The 21,331-nt window shown below is 71.8% G+C and carries 13 protein-coding genes; all 13 read left to right on the top strand.

The window, feature by feature from the left end:
- The first annotated feature begins 9 nt into the window (after positions 1-9).
- The 13 genes from mreD to ACFW9Z_RS02425 all read left to right on the top strand — a co-directional run bounded on the left by mreD (position 10) and on the right by ACFW9Z_RS02425 (position 21,263).
- Entirely contained in the window at positions 10-675 is a 666-nt protein-coding gene (gene mreD / locus ACFW9Z_RS02485) for a rod shape-determining protein MreD (protein WP_384633088.1), read from the top strand.
- Positions 676-777: 102 nt separating this feature from the next.
- Positions 778-2,994 (top strand): penicillin-binding protein 2, encoded by a 2,217-nt coding sequence (gene mrdA, locus ACFW9Z_RS02480; RefSeq protein WP_384633085.1) that lies wholly within the window; start codon positions 778-780, stop codon positions 2,992-2,994.
- Positions 2,994-4,187: a rod shape-determining protein RodA gene (gene rodA / locus ACFW9Z_RS02475; RefSeq protein WP_384633082.1), complete on the top strand. Its 1,194-nt coding sequence runs from the start codon at positions 2,994-2,996 to the stop codon at positions 4,185-4,187. Before mrdA ends, rodA begins: the two co-directional genes overlap by 1 nt.
- 29 nt (positions 4,188-4,216) lie before the next feature.
- The gene (locus tag ACFW9Z_RS02470) at positions 4,217-5,743 is read left to right on the top strand and encodes a CHAD domain-containing protein (protein ID WP_384633079.1); all 1,527 of its coding nucleotides are present in this window, start codon (positions 4,217-4,219) and stop codon (positions 5,741-5,743) included.
- Positions 5,744-5,795: 52 nt separating this feature from the next.
- Positions 5,796-7,724, top strand: a complete 1,929-nt coding sequence (locus ACFW9Z_RS02465) for a TIGR03960 family B12-binding radical SAM protein (protein ID WP_384633076.1) — start codon at positions 5,796-5,798, stop codon at positions 7,722-7,724.
- Between the two features lie 67 nt (positions 7,725-7,791).
- Positions 7,792-8,877: a hypothetical protein gene (locus ACFW9Z_RS02460; protein WP_384633073.1), complete on the top strand. Its 1,086-nt coding sequence runs from the start codon at positions 7,792-7,794 to the stop codon at positions 8,875-8,877.
- 124 nt (positions 8,878-9,001) lie between these two features.
- Entirely contained in the window at positions 9,002-9,781 is a 780-nt protein-coding gene (locus tag ACFW9Z_RS02455; RefSeq protein ID WP_384633070.1) for a TIGR03936 family radical SAM-associated protein, read from the top strand.
- 230 nt (positions 9,782-10,011) lie between these two features.
- Complete coding sequence (locus tag ACFW9Z_RS02450; RefSeq protein ID WP_384633067.1) at positions 10,012-14,301, top strand: Rne/Rng family ribonuclease; 4,290 nt, start codon at positions 10,012-10,014, stop codon at positions 14,299-14,301.
- A gap of 334 nt (positions 14,302-14,635) precedes the next feature.
- Positions 14,636-15,754, top strand: coding sequence for a DegT/DnrJ/EryC1/StrS family aminotransferase (locus ACFW9Z_RS02445; protein WP_384633064.1), 1,119 nt, complete (start codon positions 14,636-14,638; stop codon positions 15,752-15,754).
- A complete protein-coding gene (locus ACFW9Z_RS02440; RefSeq protein WP_384633061.1) occupies positions 15,751-16,776 on the top strand; it encodes a Gfo/Idh/MocA family protein in 1,026 nt (341 codons plus the stop codon). The genes ACFW9Z_RS02445 and ACFW9Z_RS02440 overlap by 4 nt, the downstream gene beginning before the upstream one ends.
- Positions 16,773-18,389: a glycosyltransferase family 2 protein gene (locus tag ACFW9Z_RS02435; RefSeq protein ID WP_384633058.1), complete on the top strand. Its 1,617-nt coding sequence runs from the start codon at positions 16,773-16,775 to the stop codon at positions 18,387-18,389. Before ACFW9Z_RS02440 ends, ACFW9Z_RS02435 begins: the two co-directional genes overlap by 4 nt.
- A gap of 5 nt (positions 18,390-18,394) precedes the next feature.
- Positions 18,395-19,678 carry a nucleotide sugar dehydrogenase gene (locus ACFW9Z_RS02430; RefSeq protein ID WP_384633055.1) on the top strand — a complete coding sequence of 428 codons (1,284 nt, stop codon included), beginning with the start codon at positions 18,395-18,397 and terminating at the stop codon, positions 19,676-19,678.
- Positions 19,679-19,706: 28 nt separating this feature from the next.
- Positions 19,707-21,263, top strand: a complete 1,557-nt coding sequence (locus tag ACFW9Z_RS02425; RefSeq protein WP_384633052.1) for a glycosyltransferase family 4 protein — start codon at positions 19,707-19,709, stop codon at positions 21,261-21,263.
- Positions 21,264-21,331: the final 68 nt, after the last annotated feature.

Here is a 21,331-nt window from a genome sequence, read left to right as displayed (position 1 = left end):
CTGATCCCCATGCGCCTGAACCGGACTCTGCTCTCCACCGTCCTGGTCGTCGTCGCCCTCGTCGTCCAGGTCTCCGTCCTCGCCCGCCTCCAGCTCCCCGGCGCCGTTCCCGACCTGCTGCTCCTCACCGTCCTCGGACTCGCCTTCGTGTACGGGCACGTCAGCGGCGCGCTCATCGGCTTCGGCGCGGGCCTCCTCGCGGACCTCGCACCCCCCGCCGACCACGCCGCCGGGCGTTACGCCCTGGTGCTCTGCGTCATCGGCTACCTCGCGGGCCTGGCCCGGCCGGAGAACGGGCAGCTCAAGTCGGCCTTCGCGCCGATGGCCGTGGTGGTCGCCGCCGCGATCGGCTCGACCCTGATGTACGCGGGCGTCGGCGCCCTCGTCGGCGACACGGCCGCCCGCCATGTGGGCCTGGGCAGCCTGCTGTTCACCGCCGCCGTCTACGACCTGCTGCTGGCCCCCTTCACCGTGCCGCTGATCATGGCGCTGGCCAGACGCACCGAGAACGACCCGGTCTCCGAGGCGGCCGGCGGCGGGAACGACGTCGCCGCGGGCTGGCTCTCCTCCGGCACCGGCCTGCGGATCGGCAACCAGCGCGGCGGCCTGCGCGTCAAGGCCGCCCGCAACCGCGCCGCCCGCGCGGGCCGCATCAAGGGGGTCAAGCGCCTGTGAAGCCGTACGCGACGGAAGCCACCACCGGGGGCACCCCGTGAGGCCGTATTTCCCGGGGGACGACCCCCGTACCCCCAGCCGTACCACCACCGGGGGCACCCCGTGAGCAACATCCCCGAGACCGGGCGCACCCAGCGGGTCCAGATCCGGCTCATCGTCATCCAGGTCCTCGTCTTCTCCCTGCTGCTCACCCTCGGCGGCCGCCTCTGGTACCTCCAGATCCGCAACGGCGACGAGTACACCGCCGAAGCCGCGGGCAACGGCGTCCAGCAGGTCGTCCAGCCCGCCGTGCGCGGCTCGATCCTCGACGCCCGCGGCGTCCCGCTCGCCGACAACGAGACCCGGCTCGTCGTCTCCGCGAGCCGCACCGAGCTGCTGAAGATGAAGGACGACGGCGTCGGTGTCCTCACCCGGCTCGCCGACGTCCTGGACATGAAGCCCGAGGAGGTCCGGGACAAGGTCCGCCTCTGCGACGCCAAGACCCCCCAGCCCTGCTGGAACGGCTCGCCCTACCAGCCGATCCCGGTCACCGACGAGGCCACCACCCAGCAGGCCCTCCAGATCCGCGAGCGCGCCGAGGACTTCCCCGGCATCACCGCCGAACCCACCGCCGTACGCCGCTATGCCGCACCCGGCAAGGCGAAGACCGCGCAGGTCCTCGGCTACCTCTCGCCCGTCACCGACGACGAGATCAAGAAGGCGCTGGACGGCCCCTCGCCCTATCTGCGCTCCGACCAGGTCGGCCGCTCGGGCCTTGAGCGGACGTACGACAAGGAGCTGCGCGGCAAGGCGGGCGTCACCCGGTACGAGGTCGACAACCTCGGCCGTGTCATGGGTGAGGCGGAGAACGACCCCGCGGTGCCCGGCTCCAACCTGATCACCAGCCTCGACGCCCGGGTCCAGGCGGTGGCCGAGTACGAGCTGGCCGACGCCATCAAGGAGGCCCGGAAGATCACCGACAAGATCACCGGCCGCCCGTACGAGGCCGACTCCGGTGCCGTCGTCGTCATGGAGTCCCGGACGGGCCGCATCGTCTCGATGGCCTCCCAGCCCGACTACGACCCCAACGACTGGGTCGGCGGCATCTCCGGCAAGCAGTACGCCAAGCTCACCAGCGAGAAGTCCAACTACCCGCTGCTCAACCGGGGCATCCAGGGCCAGGCACCGGCCGGCTCCATCTTCAAGATCGTCTCGGCGAGCGCCGCCGTGCGGGCGGGCTACCCCTTCGACGGCCGCTACGACTGCAGCAGCTCCTACAGCCTCGGCAGCCAGACCTTCGCGAACTTCGAGTCCCAGGGGCACGGCCCCATCACCCTCGGCGACGCGCTCAAGTACTCCTGCAACACCGTCTTCTACCGGCTCGGCCACCAGGAGTGGTCGCGGGACGGCGGCATAAAGCCGAAGAAGGACGCCAAGAACTGGTTCTACACGACCGCCCGGGACTTCGGCCTCGGCTCCGAGACCGGGATCGACCTGCCGAACGAGGTCAAGGGCCGCATCCCCGACCGGGAGTGGAAGCAGAACTTCTGGAAGGCGAACAAGGACGCCTGGTGCAAGGAGGGCAAGAAGGGCGGCACCTACGTGCAGCAGATCTCCTACGAGAACTGCCTCGAAGGCAACCAGCTCAAGGCGTACGACAGCATCAACTACTCCATCGGCCAGGGTGACGTCCTCGTCACCCCCATCCAGATGGCCTCCGCCTACGCCGCCATCAGCAACGGCGGCACCCTCCACGCGCCCACGGTCGGCAAGGCCGTGGTCAGCCCCGACGGCAAGACGGTCCAGGAGATCAAGCCCAGGGCCCAGGGCAAGCTGCCCGTCGACGCCAAGACCGTCAAGGACCTCGACAAGGGCCTGCGCGCCGTGGTCGAGCCCGGCGGCACGGCGGCCTGGCGGTTCGGCGGCTGGCCCCAGGACAAGATCCCGATGCGCGCCAAGACCGGCACCGCCCAGGTCTACGGCAAGCAGACCACCTCGTGGCTCGCCACCTACACCGACGACTACACGATCGTCATGACGATCTCCCAGGGCGGCACCGGCTCCGGCGCCTCCGGGCCCGCCGTCCGCAAGATCTACGACGCGCTCTACGGCCTCGACGCCCAGGGCAACCAGGATGTGAAGAAGGCCCTGCTGCCCGAGCCCCAGAAGAAGCTGCCCAAGATCCAGCCCGACGGCTCGATCCACGCCCCGAAGATCAAGCCGTACAAGCCCCGGTCGGCGGAGCCGGAGGCCCCGGCGACGGAGTCCGAGGAACTGCTGCCGCAGCCCGCGGGCCAGCCCGGGCTCACCGGCTCACCCGCGTTCGGGAGGCGGCCCTGATGGCAGGTGGCTTCTCCGTCTCCGGGTACGGCCCCGACGAGGGCTCCTGGGCCAAGCTGACCGCCCGTGACTCCCTCGTACGGCGGCTGGACTGGCCGCTGCTCGGGGCCGCGCTCGCGCTCTCCCTGCTCGGTTCGCTGCTCGTCTGGTCCGCGACCCGCAACCGCGACCACCTCACCCAGGGCGACCCGTACTTCTTCCTCTTCCGGCACGTCCTGAACACCGGCATCGGCATCGCCCTGATGATCGGCACGATCTGGCTCGGCCACCGCACTCTGCGCGGGGCCGTCCCGGTCCTCTACGCCGTCTCGGTGGCGCTGGTCCTCGCCGTCCTCACCCCGCTCGGCACCACCGTCAACGGCGCCCACGCGTGGATCAAGCTCCCGGCCGGGTTCTCGATCCAGCCCTCCGAGTTCACGAAGATCACCATCATCCTCGGCATGGCGATGATCCTCGCCTCCCGGGTCGACGCGGGCGACCAGCTCCACCCCGACCACCGGGCCGTCGCCAAGGCGCTGGGCATCGCGGCCATCCCCATGGCCGTCGTCATGCTGATGCCGGACCTCGGCTCGGTGATGGTGATGGTCGTCATCGTCCTCGGTGTCCTGCTGGCCTCAGGCGCCTCCAACCGCTGGGTCTTCGGCCTGCTGGGCGCGGGCACCGCCGGAGCCGTATCGGTCTGGCAGCTCAATCTGCTCGACGACTACCAGATCGCCCGCTTCGCCGCCTTCGCCAACCCGGCGCTCGACCCGGCGGGCGTCGGCTACAACACCAACCAGGCCCGCATCGCGATCGGCTCCGGCGGACTCACCGGCACCGGGCTCTTCCAGGGCACCCAGACCACCGGCCAGTTCGTCCCCGAGCAGCAGACCGACTTCGTCTTCACCGTCGCCGGGGAGGAGCTGGGCTTCCTCGGCGCCGGGCTGATCATCCTCCTGCTCGGCGTCGTCCTGTGGCGCGCCTGCCGGATCGCCCGCGAGACGACCGAGCTGTACGGCACGATCGTCGCCGCCGGGATCATCGCCTGGTTCGCCTTCCAGTCCTTCGAGAATATCGGCATGACGCTCGGCATCATGCCCGTGGCCGGTCTGCCACTGCCCTTCGTCTCCTACGGAGGGTCCTCGATGTTCGCCGTCTGGGTGGCGATCGGACTGCTCCAGTCGATCCGGGTGCAGCGGCCGATGTCCGCCTGAAACCGGCGCACGCGGGTAGGTGTCCGTACATGGCGGACACCAAACGCGAGATCGAGCGGAAGTACGAGGCCACCGACGCCACCCGGCTGCCCGACCTGAGCCGGGTGGCCGGGGTGGACCGGGCCGTCCCCCGGGGCGTCACCGAGCTGGACGCCGTCTACTACGACACCGCAGGCCTCCGCCTCGCCGCCGACTCCCTCACCCTGCGCCGCCGGACCGGCGGGGCCGACGAGGGCTGGCACCTGAAGTTCCCCGTCGCCACCGGCATCCGCGACGAGCTCCACGAACCGCTCGCCGACACCCTGCCGCGCTCCTTCGCCGCCCTCCTCCGCTCCCGCCTCCGCCACGACGAGCCCGCCCCCGTCGTCCGGCTGCTCTCCTCCCGTGACGTCCAGCACCTGACGGCCCCCGACGGCACCCTCCTCGCCGAGGTCAGCGTCGACACGGTCCGCGCCGAACGGCTGGCGGGGAAGGGGACCGGCACCACCGCCACCTGGACCGAGATCGAGGTCGAGCTCGCCGACGACGGCGACCCCGCCTTCCTGGACGCGGTCGAGAAGCGGCTGCGCAAGGCCGGGGTGCGCCCCTCGGAGTCCTCGTCGAAGCTGGCCAGGGCGCTGGCGGAGACCACTCCCGTACGTGAGGGGAAGGGGCGGGAGAAGGAAGCCCCGCACACCGCCGGGGACCACGTCCTCACCTACGTACGCAAGCAGATCCGCACCATCGTCGACCTCGACCCCGCCGTCCGCCGCGACCTGCCCGACTCCGTGCACAAGATGCGTGTGGCGACCCGTCGGCTCCGCAGCGCCTTCAAGACGTACCGGAAGATCCTGGACCGGGAGGTCACCGACCCCGTCGGCGCCGAGCTGAAGTGGCTCGCCGGTGAACTGGGTGTCGACCGTGACCAGGAGGTCCTGGACGACCGGCTGACCGCCCGGATCGAGGCGCTGCCGGGCACGCTGGTCCTCGGCCCGGTGCGCGGGCGGCTGAAGATCTGGTCGGCCGCGCGCCGCACCGGATCGCGCCGCAGGATCGTCGCCGTACTGGACGGGAAGCGCTACCTCGCCCTCCTGGACACCCTGGACGCGCTCAGCGCCGACCCGCCGCTGCGCCCCGCCGCCTCCCGCGCCCCCGAAAAGGCCCTGCCCAGTGCGGTGCTCAAGGACTACAAGAAGCTCGCGCGCCGCATGGACCACGCCCTGGAGCAGCCGCCGGGCCCGGAGCGGGACGAGGCGATGCACGAGGCCCGCAAGTCCGCCAAGCGCGCCCGGTACGCGGCCGAGGCCGCCCGCCCCGCCCTGGGCAAACCCGCCAAACGGTTCGCCAAGCGAGTGAAGGCCGTGCAGACCGTCCTCGGCGACCACCAGGACAGCGTGGTGGCCCGCGAAGCCCTGCGCACCCTCGCGATCCAGTCCCACGCGGCCGGGGAGACCACGTTCACCTGGGGACTTCTGTACGGACAGGAGGAGGCGGCCGCCGACGCCCGGGAGCGCGAGCTGCCCGAGGTGTGGGAGCGGGCCGCCGATCCCGTACTGCGGGCGGATCTGAACCACTGAGACGCGCGGTACGCTGGATGGTCACCCCTGCCGGCTCACGAAGGTTCGCGAGATGTCTGCCGCATCGGTCTTCCCACAGCTCGAAGCTCTGCTCCCGCATGTGCAGAAGCCCATCCAGTACGTCGGCGGTGAGCTGAACTCCACCGTCAAGGACTGGGACAGCTGCGACGTCCGCTGGACCCTGATGTACCCGGATGCCTACGAGGTCGGGCTGCCCAACCAGGGCGTCATGATCCTCTACGAGGTACTGAACGAGCGCGAGGGCGTCCTCGCGGAGCGCACGTACAGCGTCTGGCCGGACCTCGAAGAGCTGATGCGCGAGCACAACGTGCCGCAGTTCACCGTGGACAGCCACCGCCCCGTCGGCGCCTTCGACGTCTTCGGGCTCAGCTTCTCCACCGAGCTCGGCTACACCAACATGCTCACCGCCCTGGACCTGGCGGGCATCCCGCTGGAGGCCAGGGACCGCACGGTGGACCACCCGATCGTCCTCGCGGGCGGCCACGCGGCCTTCAACCCCGAGCCGATCGCGGAGTTCATCGACTGCGCGGTCATCGGCGACGGCGAGCAGGCCGTCCTGGAGATCACCGAGATCGTCCGCGCCTGGAAGGCCGAGGGCCGCCCCGGCGGCCGTGACGAGGTGCTCTTCCGGCTCTCGAAGACCGGTGGCGTCTACGTCCCGCGCTTCTACGACGTGGAGTACCTGCCCGACGGCCGCATCGGCCGGGTCGTGCCCAACCGGTCCGGGGTGCCGTGGCGCGTCTCCAAGCACACCGTCATGGACCTCGACGAGTGGCCCTACCCCAAGCAGCCCCTCGTCCCGCTCGCGGAGACCGTGCACGAGCGGATGTCCGTGGAGATCTTCCGCGGCTGTACCCGCGGCTGCCGTTTCTGCCAGGCCGGCATGATCACGCGCCCCGTGCGGGAGCGAAGCATCACCGGCATCGGCGAAATGGTCGACAAGGGGCTCAAGGCGACCGGCTTCGAAGAGGTCGGCCTGCTCTCCCTCTCCTCCGCGGACCACAGCGAGATCGGCGACATCGCCAAGGGCCTCGCCGACCGCTACACCGACGACAAGGTGGGCCTCTCGCTGCCCTCCACCCGCGTCGACGCGTTCAACGTGGACCTGGCCAACGAGCTGACCCGCAACGGCCGTCGCTCGGGTCTCACCTTCGCCCCCGAGGGCGGCTCCGAGCGGATGCGCAAGGTCATCAACAAGATGGTCTCGGAGGAGGACCTGATCCGGACGGTGGCCACCGCGTACGGCAACGGCTGGCGTCAGGTGAAGCTGTACTTCATGTGCGGCCTGCCCACCGAGACCGACGAGGACGTCCTCCAGATCGGTGACATGGCGGTCAACGTCATCGCCAAGGGCCGCGAGGTCTCCGGCCAGAACGACATCCGCTGCACCGTCTCCATCGGCGGCTTCGTGCCCAAGCCGCACACCCCCTTCCAGTGGGCCCCGCAGCTCTCCGCCGAGGACACCGACGCCCGGCTGAAGAAGCTCCGGGACAAGATCCGCGGCGACAAGAAGTACGGCCGCTCCATCGGCTTCCGCTACCACGACGGCAAGCCCGGCATCGTCGAGGGCCTGCTCTCGCGCGGCGACCGGCGCGTCGGCTCCGTCATCCGCGCGGTCTACGAGTCCGGCGGCCGCTTCGACGGCTGGCGCGAGCACTTCAGTTACGACCTCTGGATGAACTGCGCCGAGAAGACGCTGCCCGAGTTCGGGGTCGACGTCGACTGGTACACCACCCGCGAGCGCACCTACGAAGAAGTCCTGCCCTGGGACCACCTCGACTCCGGCCTGGACAAGGACTGGCTCTGGGAGGACTGGCAGGACGCGCTCGACGAGACCGAGGTCGAGGACTGCCGCTGGACCCCCTGCTTCGACTGCGGTGTCTGCCCGCAGCTCGACCTGGACATCCAGATCGGCCCGACCGGCAAGAAGCTGCTTCCGTTGAGCGTGGTGAACAAGTAGCGCGCCCCTGACGCTCCGCAGGCCCGGTCCGGCAACCACGGACCGGGCCTGCGCGTCATGTGAGGGCATGGACGACAGCGAGAACCAGCCACTGGACCGGTACGCGGGCGAGTCGGCCCTGACCCGGCTGATCAGGATTCCGGTGCGCATCGTCGTGCTGGTCGTGGTCCTGCCGGTCCGCATGGTCTGGGACCTGCTGGTCGCGGGCTGGTACGCCGTCGACCGGACCGTACTGCCCCCGGCCCGGCGGGCGCTCGAAGCCTTGGTCGGCGCGCTGGGGCGCGGCCTGGAGCGGCTGTTCGGCGGTATCGGCTGGGCGCTGGGGTGGCTGATCGCCACCCTGGTGCTGATCCCCTTGAGGTGGCTGTACACGTGGGTCCTCACCCCGCTGGCCCGGGGCGCCGCCTGGCTCGCCACCGCCGTCCTCGTACGGGCGTGGGCCGGACTGTGGCGGTACGGGGTGGTCCCGGTGGCCCGCCACGGCATCGCGGCACCGGCGGTGTGGCTGTACGCGAACGCCCTCACCCCGCTCGGCCACGGCCTGCGGTGGATCGGCACCGCCGTCCTGGTCCCGGCGGCACGCGGCCTGGGGACCGGGCTGGCCTGGCTCCTCACCACGCTGCTCGTCCGGCCGGTGGTGGGCCTGTGGCGGTACGTCCTCGTCCCGGTGGTGCGGTACGGGGTGGTCGTGCCGCTGGTGTGGCTGTACGGGGCCGTCCTCGCCCCGGTCGGCCGGGAGATCGCGGCGGCCGCCGAGGTGGCCTGGCGGATCACCGGATACCTCTCGCGGGCGGTGGGCCGGGGCATCGCCTGGCTGTTCCGGCACCTGATCGGCGTACCGGCGGCGTGGGTCTACCGCACGGTGTGCGTCCCGGTCGGCCACGTCGTCCGGGACGCCCTGTGGGCCCCCGCCCGGCGCGCCGCCGCCGAGGCGGGCCGGGCCGCCCGCTCGGCCCTCGCCACCGCCCGGGAAACCGTGCGGCAGGCCCGCCGCGACGCCTGGCGCGCACTGGGCGGCGGGAAGGGCGGGGCGCGGTCCGGGGAACCGCCGGGGGTGCCTGCGCGTACTCTGGGTAGTACAACGACTGTCCCCAGCGCGGCGCAGGCGTCCGAGACCTCCCTGCCGGGCGAGAAACTCGCCAAGCAGGGGTGAGCCGGAGCGGCACCCCGGGGACCACCCCGTATTTCGTGGGCGGCGCTCCACCGCGCCCGCCCCGCACCGAGGAGAAGAACCACTGGGCAAGCGACAGCCCGAAGGCCCGCCGCCCGCACCGGCAGTGCAGCGCATCCGTTTGCGCTACACCAAGCGCGGCCGCCTCCGGTTCACCAGTCACCGCGACTTCCAGCGGGCCTTCGAGCGGGCACTGCGCCGCTCCGAGGTGCCGATGGCGTACTCGGCGGGTTTCACCCCGCACCCCAAGGTCTCCTACGCCAATGCCGCCCCCACCGGCACGGGCAGCGAGGCCGAGTTCCTGGAGATCGCCCTCACCGAGGCGCGCGACCCCGACCTGCTGCGCGAGCTGCTCGACAGCTCGCTGCCGGACGGTCTCGACATCATCGACGCGGTGGAGGCCCGCACCTCGGGCCTCGCCGACCGGCTCACTGCCTCCGTCTGGGAGCTCCGGCTGGACGGGGTCGAGCCGGACGAGCTCCGCGCGGCCGTGACCGCCTTCAACGCGGCCGAGACCGTCGAGGTCCAGCGCAAGGCGAAGAACGGCATCCGGACCTTCGACGCCCGTGCCGCCGTCGCCGACCTGGAGGCCCTTGATCCACCGGCTGATAGGCCGGGGGACAGGCCCTGTGCGATACTGCGGCTGGTTGTTCGGCACGTGACACCTGCCGTGCGACCCGACGACGTCCTGTCCGGTCTCCGCGCTGTGGCCGACCTGGCGCCGCCGGTCCCCGCAGCGGTGACCCGGCTGGCGCAGGGGCTCTTCGACGAGGAGTCCGGCACGGTGACCGACCCGCTCGCGCCCGACCGCGAGGCCGCCCCGACCGCACATCCCGCGGTCGCAGCAGCCGTCGCGACGGCGCCGGAAGGTGCAGGTTCCGCGTAAGGCGGTCGTTGTAGCGCAGCCCTCCGACCCGGGAGCCACCTGGGTCGGGCCGCGCACTGACCCATAAGACTTTCGCCAGGCCGTCCGCAACACCGCGTACGGAACCGGCGAGCCAGACATCAGCTCCCGTGCGGCGCCCGCGCCCCGGACGAGCGGTATCGCACCACTGCGGACCGTGCCGGACCGGAAACAGACGCGGCGCCCGGGAGCACGACGGGAGAACCGCCCGCATGCCTCAGCCGAACGAACCCGTTTCCCACGGGATCAACGAGAACAACGAGAACACCCCCGGCGACAAGCTGCCGCCGCGCCGCAGGCGCCGCGCCGCTTCCCGCCCGGCGGGCCCGCCCGGCGCCGCCGCGACCCCCGCCGCCGAAGCCGCTACCGAAGCCGTCGTCGTGGAGACCCCGGCCGCCGCGCCCGAGGAGACGGCCCCCGAGACCGCTCCGCCCGCCCGTACGCGCCGCCGCGCCGTGCGCAAGGCGACCGCGCCCGCAGGCGCTCCGGAGACCGCCGAGGTGGTCGCCGAGGCAGCCGCTCCGGCGCCTGTCGTCGAGGAAGCCTCCGCCGAGGAAGCCCCGGCCCCCCGCACCCGCCGCCGCGCGGTCCGCAAGGCGACGGCTCCGGCCGGTGCCCCGCAGGCCGCCGAGGTCGTGGAGACCCCGGCCGAGCCGGTCGAGCCGCTGGTGGAGGCAGAGGAGGAGGACGAGGAGCTGGTGGCCGAGGCCGTCGAGCCCGAGGCCGCCCCCGAGCCCCCGGCCCCGCGCCGCCGCCGTGCCTCCCGCAAGGCGACCGCGCCCGCCGGTGCGCCGCAGGCCGCCGAGGCCGCTGTGATCGTCGAGCCGGTCGCGTCCGCCGATCCCGACGAGACGGTCGTCAAGGTCGAGATCCCCGACGCCGCCGAAGCCCCCGCGCCCGCCGCCGACGCGCCCCGTGGCCGTACCCGCCGCCGTGCCTCCGCCCCGGCCGGAGCCCCGCAGGCCGCCGCCTCGGAAGCCGTGAACGAGCCCGCGCCCGCCGCGGAGCCTTCTTCTGAGGCCGTCGAGCCCGCCGAGGAGGCCCCGGCGCCGCGCAGCCGCCGCCGTGCCTCCCGTAAGGCCTCCGCCCCTGCCGGTGCCCCGCAGGTCACCGAGGCCGCCCCTGTGGAGGAGCCCGTCGAGACCGGCGAGAGCCTGCCCGCCGCCGTGGCCGAGGAGCTCGCCGCCGAGGTGGAGGAGGTCGAGGAGGCCGCTCCGCGCGGACGCCAGCGCCGCCGGGCCACCGCCGCCGCGGGCCGCCCCGAGTTCACCGCCAAGACCGAGGAGCCGACCCGCAAGGGCCGCCGCGCCACGCGCCCCGCCGTCGCCGTGTTCCAGGCCCCGGTCTTCGCCGAGCCGATGTTCCAGACCCCCGAGACGGCGGCCGCCGCCGCTGCCGCGGCCGGTTCCTCCTCCCCGTACGACGAGGTCGAGGAGGCCGAGGAGCAGCAGACCGCCGAGGCCGAGCAGACCCCCGCACCCGCCGAGGCCGCGCCGCAGGGCGGCTCGCGCCGCCGTCGCCGCCGCCGTGGTGAGGCCGCCGAGGCCGAGCAGGCCGCCGCACCCGCCGCCCCGGTGGAGGCGCCCGCCGAGCAGAGCGCCGAGGACGCCCCCGAGGCCGAGGCGGACGAGCACGAGGGCGAGGAGACCGACGAGTACGGCGACCGCCCCTCGCGCCGTCGTCGTCGCGGTGGCCGCCGTCGCCGTCGCGGCGAGGCCAGTGACACGGACGAGGCCGAGCAGCAGCACGCCGACGAGGCGCCCGCGCCGTCCCGCGCCGAGGACGACCAGGCACCGGCCCAGGTCCAGGAAGCCGACGACGAGGAGGAGGACGACCACGACTCCGCCGCCTCCGGTTCGAGCAGCAGCAGGCGTCGCCGCCGCCGTCGTCGTCGCAGCGGTGAGGGCGCGGCCGAGGCCGACAACGGCACGGACGACCCGGAGCGTACGGTCGTCAAGGTCCGCGAGCCCCGCAAGAAGGAGGAGCGCGAGCCGGGCACCGGTTTCGACGAGGTCCAGTCCATCAAGGGCTCGACCCGTATGGAGGCCAAGAAGCAGCGCCGCCGCGAGGGCCGCGAGCAGGGCCGCCGCCGCGTCCCGATCATCACCGAGGCGGAGTTCCTGGCCCGCCGCGAGGCCGTCGAGCGGGTGATGGTCGTCCGCCAGAGCGGCGAGCGCACCCAGATCGGCGTCCTTGAGGACAACGTGCTCGTCGAGCACTACGTCAACAAGGAGCAGGCCACCAGCTACGTCGGCAACGTCTACCTGGGCAAGGTGCAGAACGTCCTGCCCTCCATGGAGGCCGCCTTCGTCGACATCGGCAAGGGCCGCAACGCCGTCCTGTACGCCGGTGAGGTCAACTTCGAGGCGCTCGGCATGGCCCACGGACCGCGCCGCATCGAGACCGCGCTCAAGTCCGGCCAGTCGGTCCTGGTCCAGGTGACCAAGGACCCGATCGGCCACAAGGGCGCCCGCCTCACCAGCCAGGTCTCGCTGCCCGGCCGCTACCTGGTCTATGTGCCCGAGGGCTCGATGACCGGGATCAGCCGCAAGCTGCCCGACACCGAGCGCTCCCGCCTCAAGACGATCCTGAAGAAGATCGTCCCCGAGGACGCGGGCGTCATCGTGCGCACCGCCGCCGAGGGCGCCAGCGAGGACGAGCTGCGCCGTGACGTCGAGCGGCTCCAGGGGCAGTGGGAGGAGATCCAGAAGAAGGCGAAGGGCACCAGCGGCTCCAACGCGCCGACGCTGCTCTACGGCGAGCCGGACATGACCGTCCGGGTCGTCCGCGACATCTTCAACGAGGACTTCTCCAAGGTCATCGTCAGCGGTGACGACGCGTGGGAGACCATCCACGGGTACGTCTCGCACGTGGCGCCCGACCTCACCGAGCGGCTCTCCCGCTGGACCTCCGAGGTGGACGTCTTCGCGACGTACCGCATCGACGAGCAGCTGATGAAGGCGCTGGACCGCAAGGTCTACCTGCCCAGCGGCGGTTCGCTGGTGATCGACAAGACCGAGGCGATGGTCGTCGTCGACGTCAACACCGGCAAGTTCACCGGCCAGGGCGGCAACCTGGAGGAGACCGTCACCAGGAACAACCTGGAGGCGGCCGAGGAGATCGTGCGCCAGCTGCGGCTGCGCGACCTCGGCGGCATCGTCGTCGTCGACTTCATCGACATGGTGCTGGAGTCCAACCGGGACCTCGTCCTGCGCCGCCTCCTGGAGTGCCTGGGCCGCGACCGCACCAAGCACCAGGTGGCCGAGGTCACCTCGCTGGGCCTGGTCCAGATGACCCGCAAGCGGGTGGGCCAGGGGCTGCTGGAGTCCTTCTCCGAGACCTGCGTCCACTGCAACGGGCGCGGTGTGATCGTCCACATGGAGCAGCCGACGTCCGTCGGTGGCGGCGGCGGTGGCAAGAAGTCCAGGAAGCGCCGCGGTGGTGCGGGCCAGGAGCACGAGCACGGTCACGAGCAGGACCACGGCCACGACGACCACGCCGCTGCCGAGCCGGCCGAGACGGAGGCCGAGCTGGCCGCCGAGGTCGCCGCCCCGGTCGCCCTGGCCGATCTGGAGCCGGTCGCCGCCGACGAGGAGTTCTACAGCAGCCCGGCCGAGGCCGAGGCGGCCGCCGGCCGCCGGGGCCGCCGCAGGGCGTCCCGCAAGGCGTCGGCCCCGGCCGGTGCGCCGAAGTCCGAGGCTCCGGTGGCCCAGGCGCCCGCTCCGGTCGCCGAGGCGGAGCCGGTCTCCGACACGCCCGAGCCGCAGGCTCCGGAGGTTCCGGTCGCGCAGGAGGTCGCCCAGCCGGTGGCCCAGGAAGCCGCCGAGGTCCCCGAGGCCGCGCCCCAGGGCCGTACGCGCCGTCGCGCCACCCGTAAGGCGTCCGCTCCGGCGGGTTCGCCGAAGCAGGCCGAGCCCGCCACGGAACCGGTTGCCGTCGAGGAACCGGTCGCCGTCGAGGACCCGGTCGTCGAGGCGCCCGCAGAGGCACCGGCCGCCGAGGCCGCTCCCGTACAGGAGATGCCCGAGACGCCCGAGGCGGAGGCCCCCGAGGAGGCCGCTCCGCCGCGTGCCCGGCGCCGGGTGACCCGTAAGGTCACCGCTCCGGCGGGCTCGCCCACGGGTGCGCAGGACGCGGCGGTCGTCGTGGTCGAGTCGGCCCCCGAGACGAAGGCCTCGGAGGCCGATGCCCCGCAGGCGGAGGCCCCGCAGGCGGAGGCGGCGGCCCCCGAGGCCGGTGCGTCCGGCGAAGCGGCCGAAGCGTCCGAAGCGGCTCCGGCGAAGAAGACGGCCCGCAAGGCCGCCGCCAAGAAGGCTCCGGCGAAGAAGGCGGTGGCCAAGAAGACGGCCGCCAAGAAGACCGCCGCGAAGAAGACGACCGCGAAGACGACGGCCAAGACGGCCGCCAAGAAGGCGACGAAGAAGACCGTCGCCGCCGAGCAGTCGTCGCCTTCCGTAACCGCTTCGGCGTCTTCCGTAGAGGGGGACTCGTCGGGCAACTGACGAATCCGTAATCGGTTGTTCATTTTCCGTGGCCCGCCCCGATACTTTCGGGGCGGGCCACGGTCTTTGTTTCTGAACTGATGCAAGCACCGGTTAACGGGCCCGAAATGGGATGAGAAATCCCTGATAATGTGACGGCGGTCGCTGGACTGTGAGGATTCTTCACAGAAACTACAACCGGTGACCGGCCCGGTGAGTCAGACAAGCCGGGGACCAGTTTCCTCGGCAGGGCGTCGGCATCGCGCCGGTGGGGTTACGCGCGGCCTCGTAAGACGTCCCGCACCCCAGAGCTCTGCCCTGTAACGAGCTCTTGCGGTGTTCAAGGAGGACGTCCATGACGAGCATCAACGAGCAGCCGATTCCTGCTGCCCGTCCGGTCATCGGGGAAGACGAGATCGAGGCCGCCGTACGCGTACTGCGCAGCGGCCGGGTCGTGCAGGGGCCCGAGGTCGCGGCCTTCGAGGAGGGCTTCTCGCGCCTGGTCGACGGCCGGCACTGCGTCGCCGTCAACTCGGGCACCTCGGCCCTCCAGCTGCTGCTCCTCGCGCTGGGGATCGGCCCCGGCGACGAGGTGATTGTCCCCTCGTTCTCCTTCGCGGCCTCCGCCAACGCGGTCCGCCTGGTCGGCGCCGACGTGGTCTTCGCCGACATCGAGCCGGGCAGCTTCGGTCTGGACCCGGCGGCCGTCGAGGCCGCGATCACCCCGCGCACCGCCGCGATCATGCCGGTCCACCTCTACGGCCACCCCGCGGCGATGGACAAGATCATGCCGATCGCCCAGAAGCACGGGCTCGCTGTGGTCGAGGACGCCTGCCAGGCCCACACGGCGGCGCTGAACGGCACCCCGGTCGGCGCGTTCGGCGCGGGCGGCACCTTCAGCTTCTACCCGACCAAGAACATGCACTCCCTGGAGGGCGGCATGGTCTCCACGGGCGACGCCGAGCTCGCCCGTACGCTGCGCCTCCTGCGCAACCAGGGCATGGAGCAGCGGTACGCCAACGAGATCGTCGGCGCCAACATGCGGATGACGGACGTCAACGCGGCCGTCGGCCGGGTCCAGCTCGCCAAGGTCGAGGGCTGGACCGAGCAGCGCCGTGCCAACGCCGCCTACCTCGACGCCCACATCACCGCTCCGAGCGTCACCACCCCGCCGGTCGCCGAGGGCGCGCGCCACATCTACCACCAGTACACCGTGCGCGTCCGGGGCGACCGGGACGCCGCGATGGCCAAGCTCACCGAGGCGGGCGTCGGCAACGCGGTCTACTACCCGACGCCGATCCACCGGCTCAAGCCCTACTGGGAGCCGGACCAGAAGGCGGGCCGCACCTGGGAGCTGCCCGAGACCGAGAAGGCCGCGGCCGAGGTCGTCTCGCTCCCCGTGCACCCCTCGCTCAGCCGAAACGACCTGGAGCGGATCGTCACCGCCGTGAACGCGCTGGGGGAGAACCTGTGAGCGCCGTACTGAAGGCCGGGCTCATCGGCCTCGGCTCCATGGGCCGCCACCACGCCCGCATCCTCGCGAGCCTGGAGGGCGTCGAGCTGGTCGGCGTCGTCGACCCGATGGGCGACAGGAACGGCTGGGCACAGGGCGCCCCGGTGCTCTCCACCGTCGAGGAGCTCATCGCCCGGGGCGTCGACTACGCCGTCGTCGCCTGTCCCACCGGCCTGCACGAGGAGGTCGGCCTCCAGCTCGCCGACGCCGGTGTCTGCGCCCTGATCGAGAAGCCGCTCGCGGACACCGTCGAGGGCGCCCGCCGCCTCGTCGAGGCGTTCGAGACCCGCGGTCTGGTCGCGGGCGTCGGCCACATCGAGCGCTGCAACCCCGCCCTGCTCTCGCTGCGCAGCCGCCTGGAGGCCGGCGAGCTGGGCGATGTCTACCAGGTCGTCACCCGCCGTCAGGGGCCCTTCCCGCACCGGATCGCGGACGTCGGCGTGGTCAAGGACCTCGCCACGCACGACATCGACCTGACGGGCTGGGTCACCGGCCAGACGTACACGTCGATCGCCGCGCGCACCGTCTCCAAGTCCGGCCGCCCGCACGAGGACATGGTCTCCGCCGTCGGCCAGCTCTCCGACGGCACGATGGTCAACCACCTCGTCAACTGGCTGAGCCCGCTCAAGGAACGATTCACCTCGGTCACCGGCGAGCGCGGCTGCTTCATCGCCGACACCCTCACCGCCGACCTCACATTTCACTCCAACGCCGCGGTCACCACCGAATGGGAGGCGTTGCGCGCCTTCCGCGGGGTATCCGAGGGCGACATGATCCGTTATGCGATCCCGAAGCGCGAGCCGCTGCTTGTCGAGCACGAGCTCTTCCGTGACGCTGTACAGGGCAAGCCTGCCGATATCTGCACCTTGCGCCAGGGGCTTCGTACGGTGGAGGTGGCCGCCGCGGTCATCGAGTCGGCGAGGACCGGCCTCTCGGTGTCGCTCAGGACCGCGGACGAACCGCTTCAGGGGGTGGCCAATTGACCGAACCCGATGTCACCGTCGTCGTTGCCGTCTACAACACCATGCCGTATCTCACCGAGTGCCTGAATTCACTCGTGGGACAGAGCATCGGTACGGAACGGCTCCAGGTCATCGCCGTGGACGACGGGTCCACCGACGACAGCGGCCGGGAGCTGGACCGGTTCGCCGAGCGCTACCCCGGCACGGTCACGGTGATCCACCAGGAGAACTCCGGTGGCCCCGCCGCGCCCAGCAACCGGGCCCTGGAGCTGGCCACCGGCCGTTTCGTGTACTTCATCGGCTCGGACGACTACCTCGGCGACGAAGCCCTGGAGCGCATGGTCGCGTGCGCGGACGCCAACGAGTCCGACGTGGTCATCGGCAAGATGGTCGGCACCAACGGGCGCTACGTCCACCAGAAGCTGTACACCGGCGAGCGGGCCGACATCAGCCTCTACGACTCGGAGCTGCCCTACACGCTCGCCAACACCAAGCTCTTCCGCCGTGAACTGGTGGAGAAGCACGGGCTGCGGTTCCCCGAGGACCTGCCCGTCGGCAGCGACCAGCCGTTCACCATCGAGGCGTGCGTCCGGGCCCGGAAGATCTCCGTGCTCTCCGACTACACGTACTACTACGCGGTCAAGCGCGGCGACGCGAGCAACATCACCTACCGGGCGGACCACCTGGACCGGCTGCGCTGCACCGCGCGCATCATGGACCACACGGCGGGGCTCGTCCCGGCCGGGCCCCGGCGCGACGCGGTGCTCAAGCGGCACTTCGACTGGGAGCTCTCCAAGCTCCTGAAGAAGGACTTCGCCGCCCTCGGCGCCGACACCCGGCGCCAGGTGTGCGAGGGCGTCGGCGCGCTGGTGGACACGTACTTCACCGACGCGCTGCGCGACGGTACGGGGGTCAAGCGCCGGGTGCGGTTCGGCCTCGCCCAGCGCGGTGCCGTCGACGAGCTCACCCGGGCCATCGAGGACGAGGCCGAGCACGGAGCGCCGCCCTTCCTGCTGGAGGGGAACCGTGCCTTCGCGCTCTACCCGGGCTTCCGGGAGGCCGGAGTCGGCCTCGACGAGCGGTGGTACGAGGCGCACGAGACGGTGGCGGGCAGGCTCGCGGCCGGTACGAAGCTGGAGTCGGCGCAGTGGGAGCAGGACGGGGAGCAGCTCACGCTCGCCCTGAAGCTGCGCCTGGGTGTCGCCGGTGACACCTCGTCGGCCTTCGTCGCCCTCGCCCAGGGCGCCATGCCGAACACCGCCGACAAGCCCGGCGCCCGCAAGCTGCCCAAGGCCGCCCTGCGCCCGAAGGCGCTCGGCACGTTCACCGCCCAGCCCGCCGAGGACGGCACCGGCACCCTGCTGGACGCCCGTGTCCCGGTCCAGGCCGCCCGGGCCAAGCGCGGCGTCCGCGTCTACGTCGACGTCGCGGGCTCCACGTACGAGATCCCGGTCCGCACCGAAGGGCTGCCGATGCCGCTGGCCCGCCGGTGGGGGAGGACCACACCCCACCGGGTCGCCGCGAGCCCGAACACGAAGGGGCGGCTCGTGATCACCACGGCCCCCCTGTGGGAACCCAAGCCCGGCGTGGGCGCACGGCTGCGCCGAACGCTTTCCAGGTCGAAGAGGAAGTAACCCCGATGAACATCTGTGTAGTCGCGCTCGGCAAGATCGGACTTCCGCTCGCCGTGCAGTTCGCCGCCAAGGGCCACAAGGTCATCGGCGCGGACGTCAACGAGAAGGTCGTCGAGCTCGTCAACGCGGCCACGGAGCCGTTCCCCGGCGAGCACGACCTCGACGTCAAGCTCAAGGAGACGGTCGCCGCCGGTCTGCTCTCCGCCACGACGGACACCACCGCCGCGGTCGCCGCGTCCGACGCCGTCGTGGTCGTCGTCCCGCTCTTCGTGGACGCCGAGGGCACCCCGGACTTCGGCTGGATGGACTCCGCCACCAAGGCCATCGCGGCGGGCCTGAAGCCCGGCACCCTGGTCAGCTACGAGACCACGCTGCCCGTCGGCACCACCCGGGACCGCTGGGCGCCGATGCTGGCCGAGGGCTCCGGCCTGACCCCGGGCGAGGACTTCCACCTGGTCTTCTCCCCGGAGCGGGTGCTCACCGGCCGGGTCTTCGCCGACCTGCGCCGCTACCCCAAGCTCGTCGGCGGCATCGACGAGGCGTCGTCCGCGCGCGGTGTCGCCTTCTACGAGGCCGTGCTCGACTTCGACGAGCGCGAGGACCTGCCCCGCCCCAACGGCGTCTGGGACCTCGGCACGGCGGAGGCCTCCGAGCTGGCCAAGCTCGCCGAGACCACCTACCGGGACGTCAACATCGGGCTGGCCAACCAGTTCGCCCGGTTCGCCGACAAGAACGGCATCGACGTCAAGAAGGTCATCGAGGCCTGCAACAGCCAGCCCTACAGCCACATCCACCAGCCCGGCATCGCCGTCGGCGGCCACTGCATCCCGATCTACCCGCGGATGTACCTGTGGAACGACCCCGAGGCGACCGTCGTGCGCTCGGCCCGCGAGGCCAACGCCGCGATGCCCGCGTACGCCGTTGACCTGCTGGCCGCCGCCTACGGCGACCTGGACGGGGTCGGGGTCCTGGTGCTGGGTGCCGCCTACCGCGGCGGTGTGAAGGAGACCGCGTTCTCCGGTGTCTTCGGCACCGTCGAGGCGCTCAGGGCGCGCGGCGCGGTGCCGTTCGTCTCGGACCCGATGTACACCGCCGAGGAGCTGACCGCCCACGGCCTCGTCCCGCACGAGGGCCAGGCCGTCACCGCGGCGATCCTCCAGGCCGACCACGCCGAGTACCGCGAGCTCTCCGCCGCCGACCTGCCGGACGTCCGCGTCCTGGTCGACGGCCGCCGCACCACGGACCCGGCGAAGTGGGCGGGCGTACGCCGCGTGGTCATCGGTGGCTGAACGCCCACTTACAGAGAAAAAGGAAACCATGCAGGAGAGACGACCCGGACGAGTCGTGATGCTCGTCGACAACACCATCGACGGTGATTCGCGCGTTCAGAAGAGCGCCCGGGCCATGGCCGAGGCGGGCTGGGAGGTCCACCTCATCGGTCGGGCGCCCGCGTCCGGCCCCGACAAGTACAAGATCGGCGACGCGCGGATCCACCGGCTGACGCTGCGTCGGCTGCCCCCGCGCAAGACGCTGCGGCGGCGGCTGTCCCGGCTCCGTTACCCGCTGTCCTACCCGACGCAGGACCGGGCCATACTCAAGACCCAGAGCATCAAGGTGATCTGGGCTGAGCTGGAGATGAACAAGGTGGCCTCCGGTGCCCGCACCGGTATTTCCAAGGAGCCGCAGACCAAGCAGCTGCCCATGCTCGCGCAGCGCGCCGCCGGGAAGCTCCGCCGCACCACGATCAAGGTCCGGGCCCGTCAGACGACGGCGCGCACGGGCAGCTGGGGCGACCAGGACGGGGCCTGGGAGGAGGTGGAGCGCCGCTTCTGGAGCACCGCCATGGGCGACCGTGCCTGGCGGCGCCTGGACCCGCTGCCGCTCCGTTACGAGCTCAGCTACCGGGAGAAGATCGAGAAGCTCAAGCCCGACCTGATCCACGCCCACGACTTCCGGATGATCGGTGTCGCCGCCCGCGCGGCGGTCCGGGCCCGGCAGTCCGGCCGTGACGTCAAGGTGATCTACGACGCGCACGAGTTCGTGCCCGGTCTGGCCCAGGCCAAGCGGTCGCGGAAGTGGCTGGCCTCGCAGGTCGCCTACGAGCGCGAGCACATCGGGTTCGTGGACGCGATCGTGACGGTCTCCCCCGCCCTCGCGGAGATGCTGGAGACCGAGCACGGCCTGGCCGAGCGGCCGGAGGTGACGCTCAACGCGCCGCCCAAGCTGGTGCCGGGCGAGGAGGGCGAGCGGGCGGACTGGACCACGGCCGAGGGCGCGCGGGACGTCCGCGAGGCGTGCGGCCTGGCCCCGGACGTTCCCCTGGTGGTCTACTGCGGCGGGGCGGCACCCCAGCGGTGCCTGCACACCATCGTGGAGTCGCTCCAGCACACGCCCGACGTGCACGCCGCGTTCATGATCAACAACCTGGACGGCGACTACGTCAACTCCCTGCGGGCGCTCGCCGCCGAGCTGGGGGTCGCGGACCGGATCCACCTCATGCCGTACGTCCCGTACGACGTGCTGGTGCGGTTCCTGTCCACCGCGGACGTCGGCATCCACCCGCTGCGCAAGGGCCCGGTCAACCACGAGGTCGCACTGAGCACGAAGTTCTTCGAGTTCATGCAGGCGCGGCTCCCCGTGGTCGTCAGCGACGTCAAGGCCATGTCCGACGAGGTCACCCGGGTCGGCAACGGCGAGGTCTTCCGCTCCGAGGACAGCAAGGACCTGGCCCGCGCCGTCGGCATGGTCCTCAACGACCGGGACCGCTACACCGCCGCCTACGACGAGCCCGGCATGCTCGACCAGTGGAGCTGGGAGGCGCAGGCGGAGAAGTACGTCGTCCTGTACGAGCGCCTCCTGAAGCACCTCGGCTGATCCACCGCGCCGGCCGGTCTCCCCGGCCGGTCCGGGGGCCTCTCCGGACCGCCCCCGAACACCGAAGG

The organism is Streptomyces sp. NPDC059452 (assembly GCF_042750035.1).
In the GTDB taxonomy this organism is placed as follows: domain Bacteria; phylum Actinomycetota; class Actinomycetes; order Streptomycetales; family Streptomycetaceae; genus Streptomyces.
The sequence above is the reverse complement of the archived record's forward strand: the minus strand, read 5'-3'. Positions and strand labels throughout refer to the sequence as shown.

Excerpts from the sequence above, each read along its gene's own strand:
- ACFW9Z_RS02460 (WP_384633073.1), top strand. The coding sequence starts at position 7,792 with ATGGACGACAGCGAGAACCAGCCACTGGACCGGTACGCGGGCGAGTCG.
- rodA (WP_384633082.1), top strand. The coding sequence starts at position 2,994 with ATGGCAGGTGGCTTCTCCGTCTCCGGGTACGGCCCCGACGAGGGCTCC.
- ACFW9Z_RS02470 (WP_384633079.1), top strand. The coding sequence starts at position 4,217 with ATGGCGGACACCAAACGCGAGATCGAGCGGAAGTACGAGGCCACCGAC.
- ACFW9Z_RS02450 (WP_384633067.1), top strand. The coding sequence starts at position 10,012 with ATGCCTCAGCCGAACGAACCCGTTTCCCACGGGATCAACGAGAACAAC.
- ACFW9Z_RS02445 (WP_384633064.1), top strand. The coding sequence starts at position 14,636 with ATGACGAGCATCAACGAGCAGCCGATTCCTGCTGCCCGTCCGGTCATC.
- ACFW9Z_RS02465 (WP_384633076.1), top strand. The coding sequence starts at position 5,796 with ATGTCTGCCGCATCGGTCTTCCCACAGCTCGAAGCTCTGCTCCCGCAT.
- ACFW9Z_RS02425 (WP_384633052.1), top strand. The coding sequence starts at position 19,707 with ATGCAGGAGAGACGACCCGGACGAGTCGTGATGCTCGTCGACAACACC.
- ACFW9Z_RS02430 (WP_384633055.1), top strand. The coding sequence starts at position 18,395 with ATGAACATCTGTGTAGTCGCGCTCGGCAAGATCGGACTTCCGCTCGCC.
- mreD (WP_384633088.1), top strand. The coding sequence starts at position 10 with ATGCGCCTGAACCGGACTCTGCTCTCCACCGTCCTGGTCGTCGTCGCC.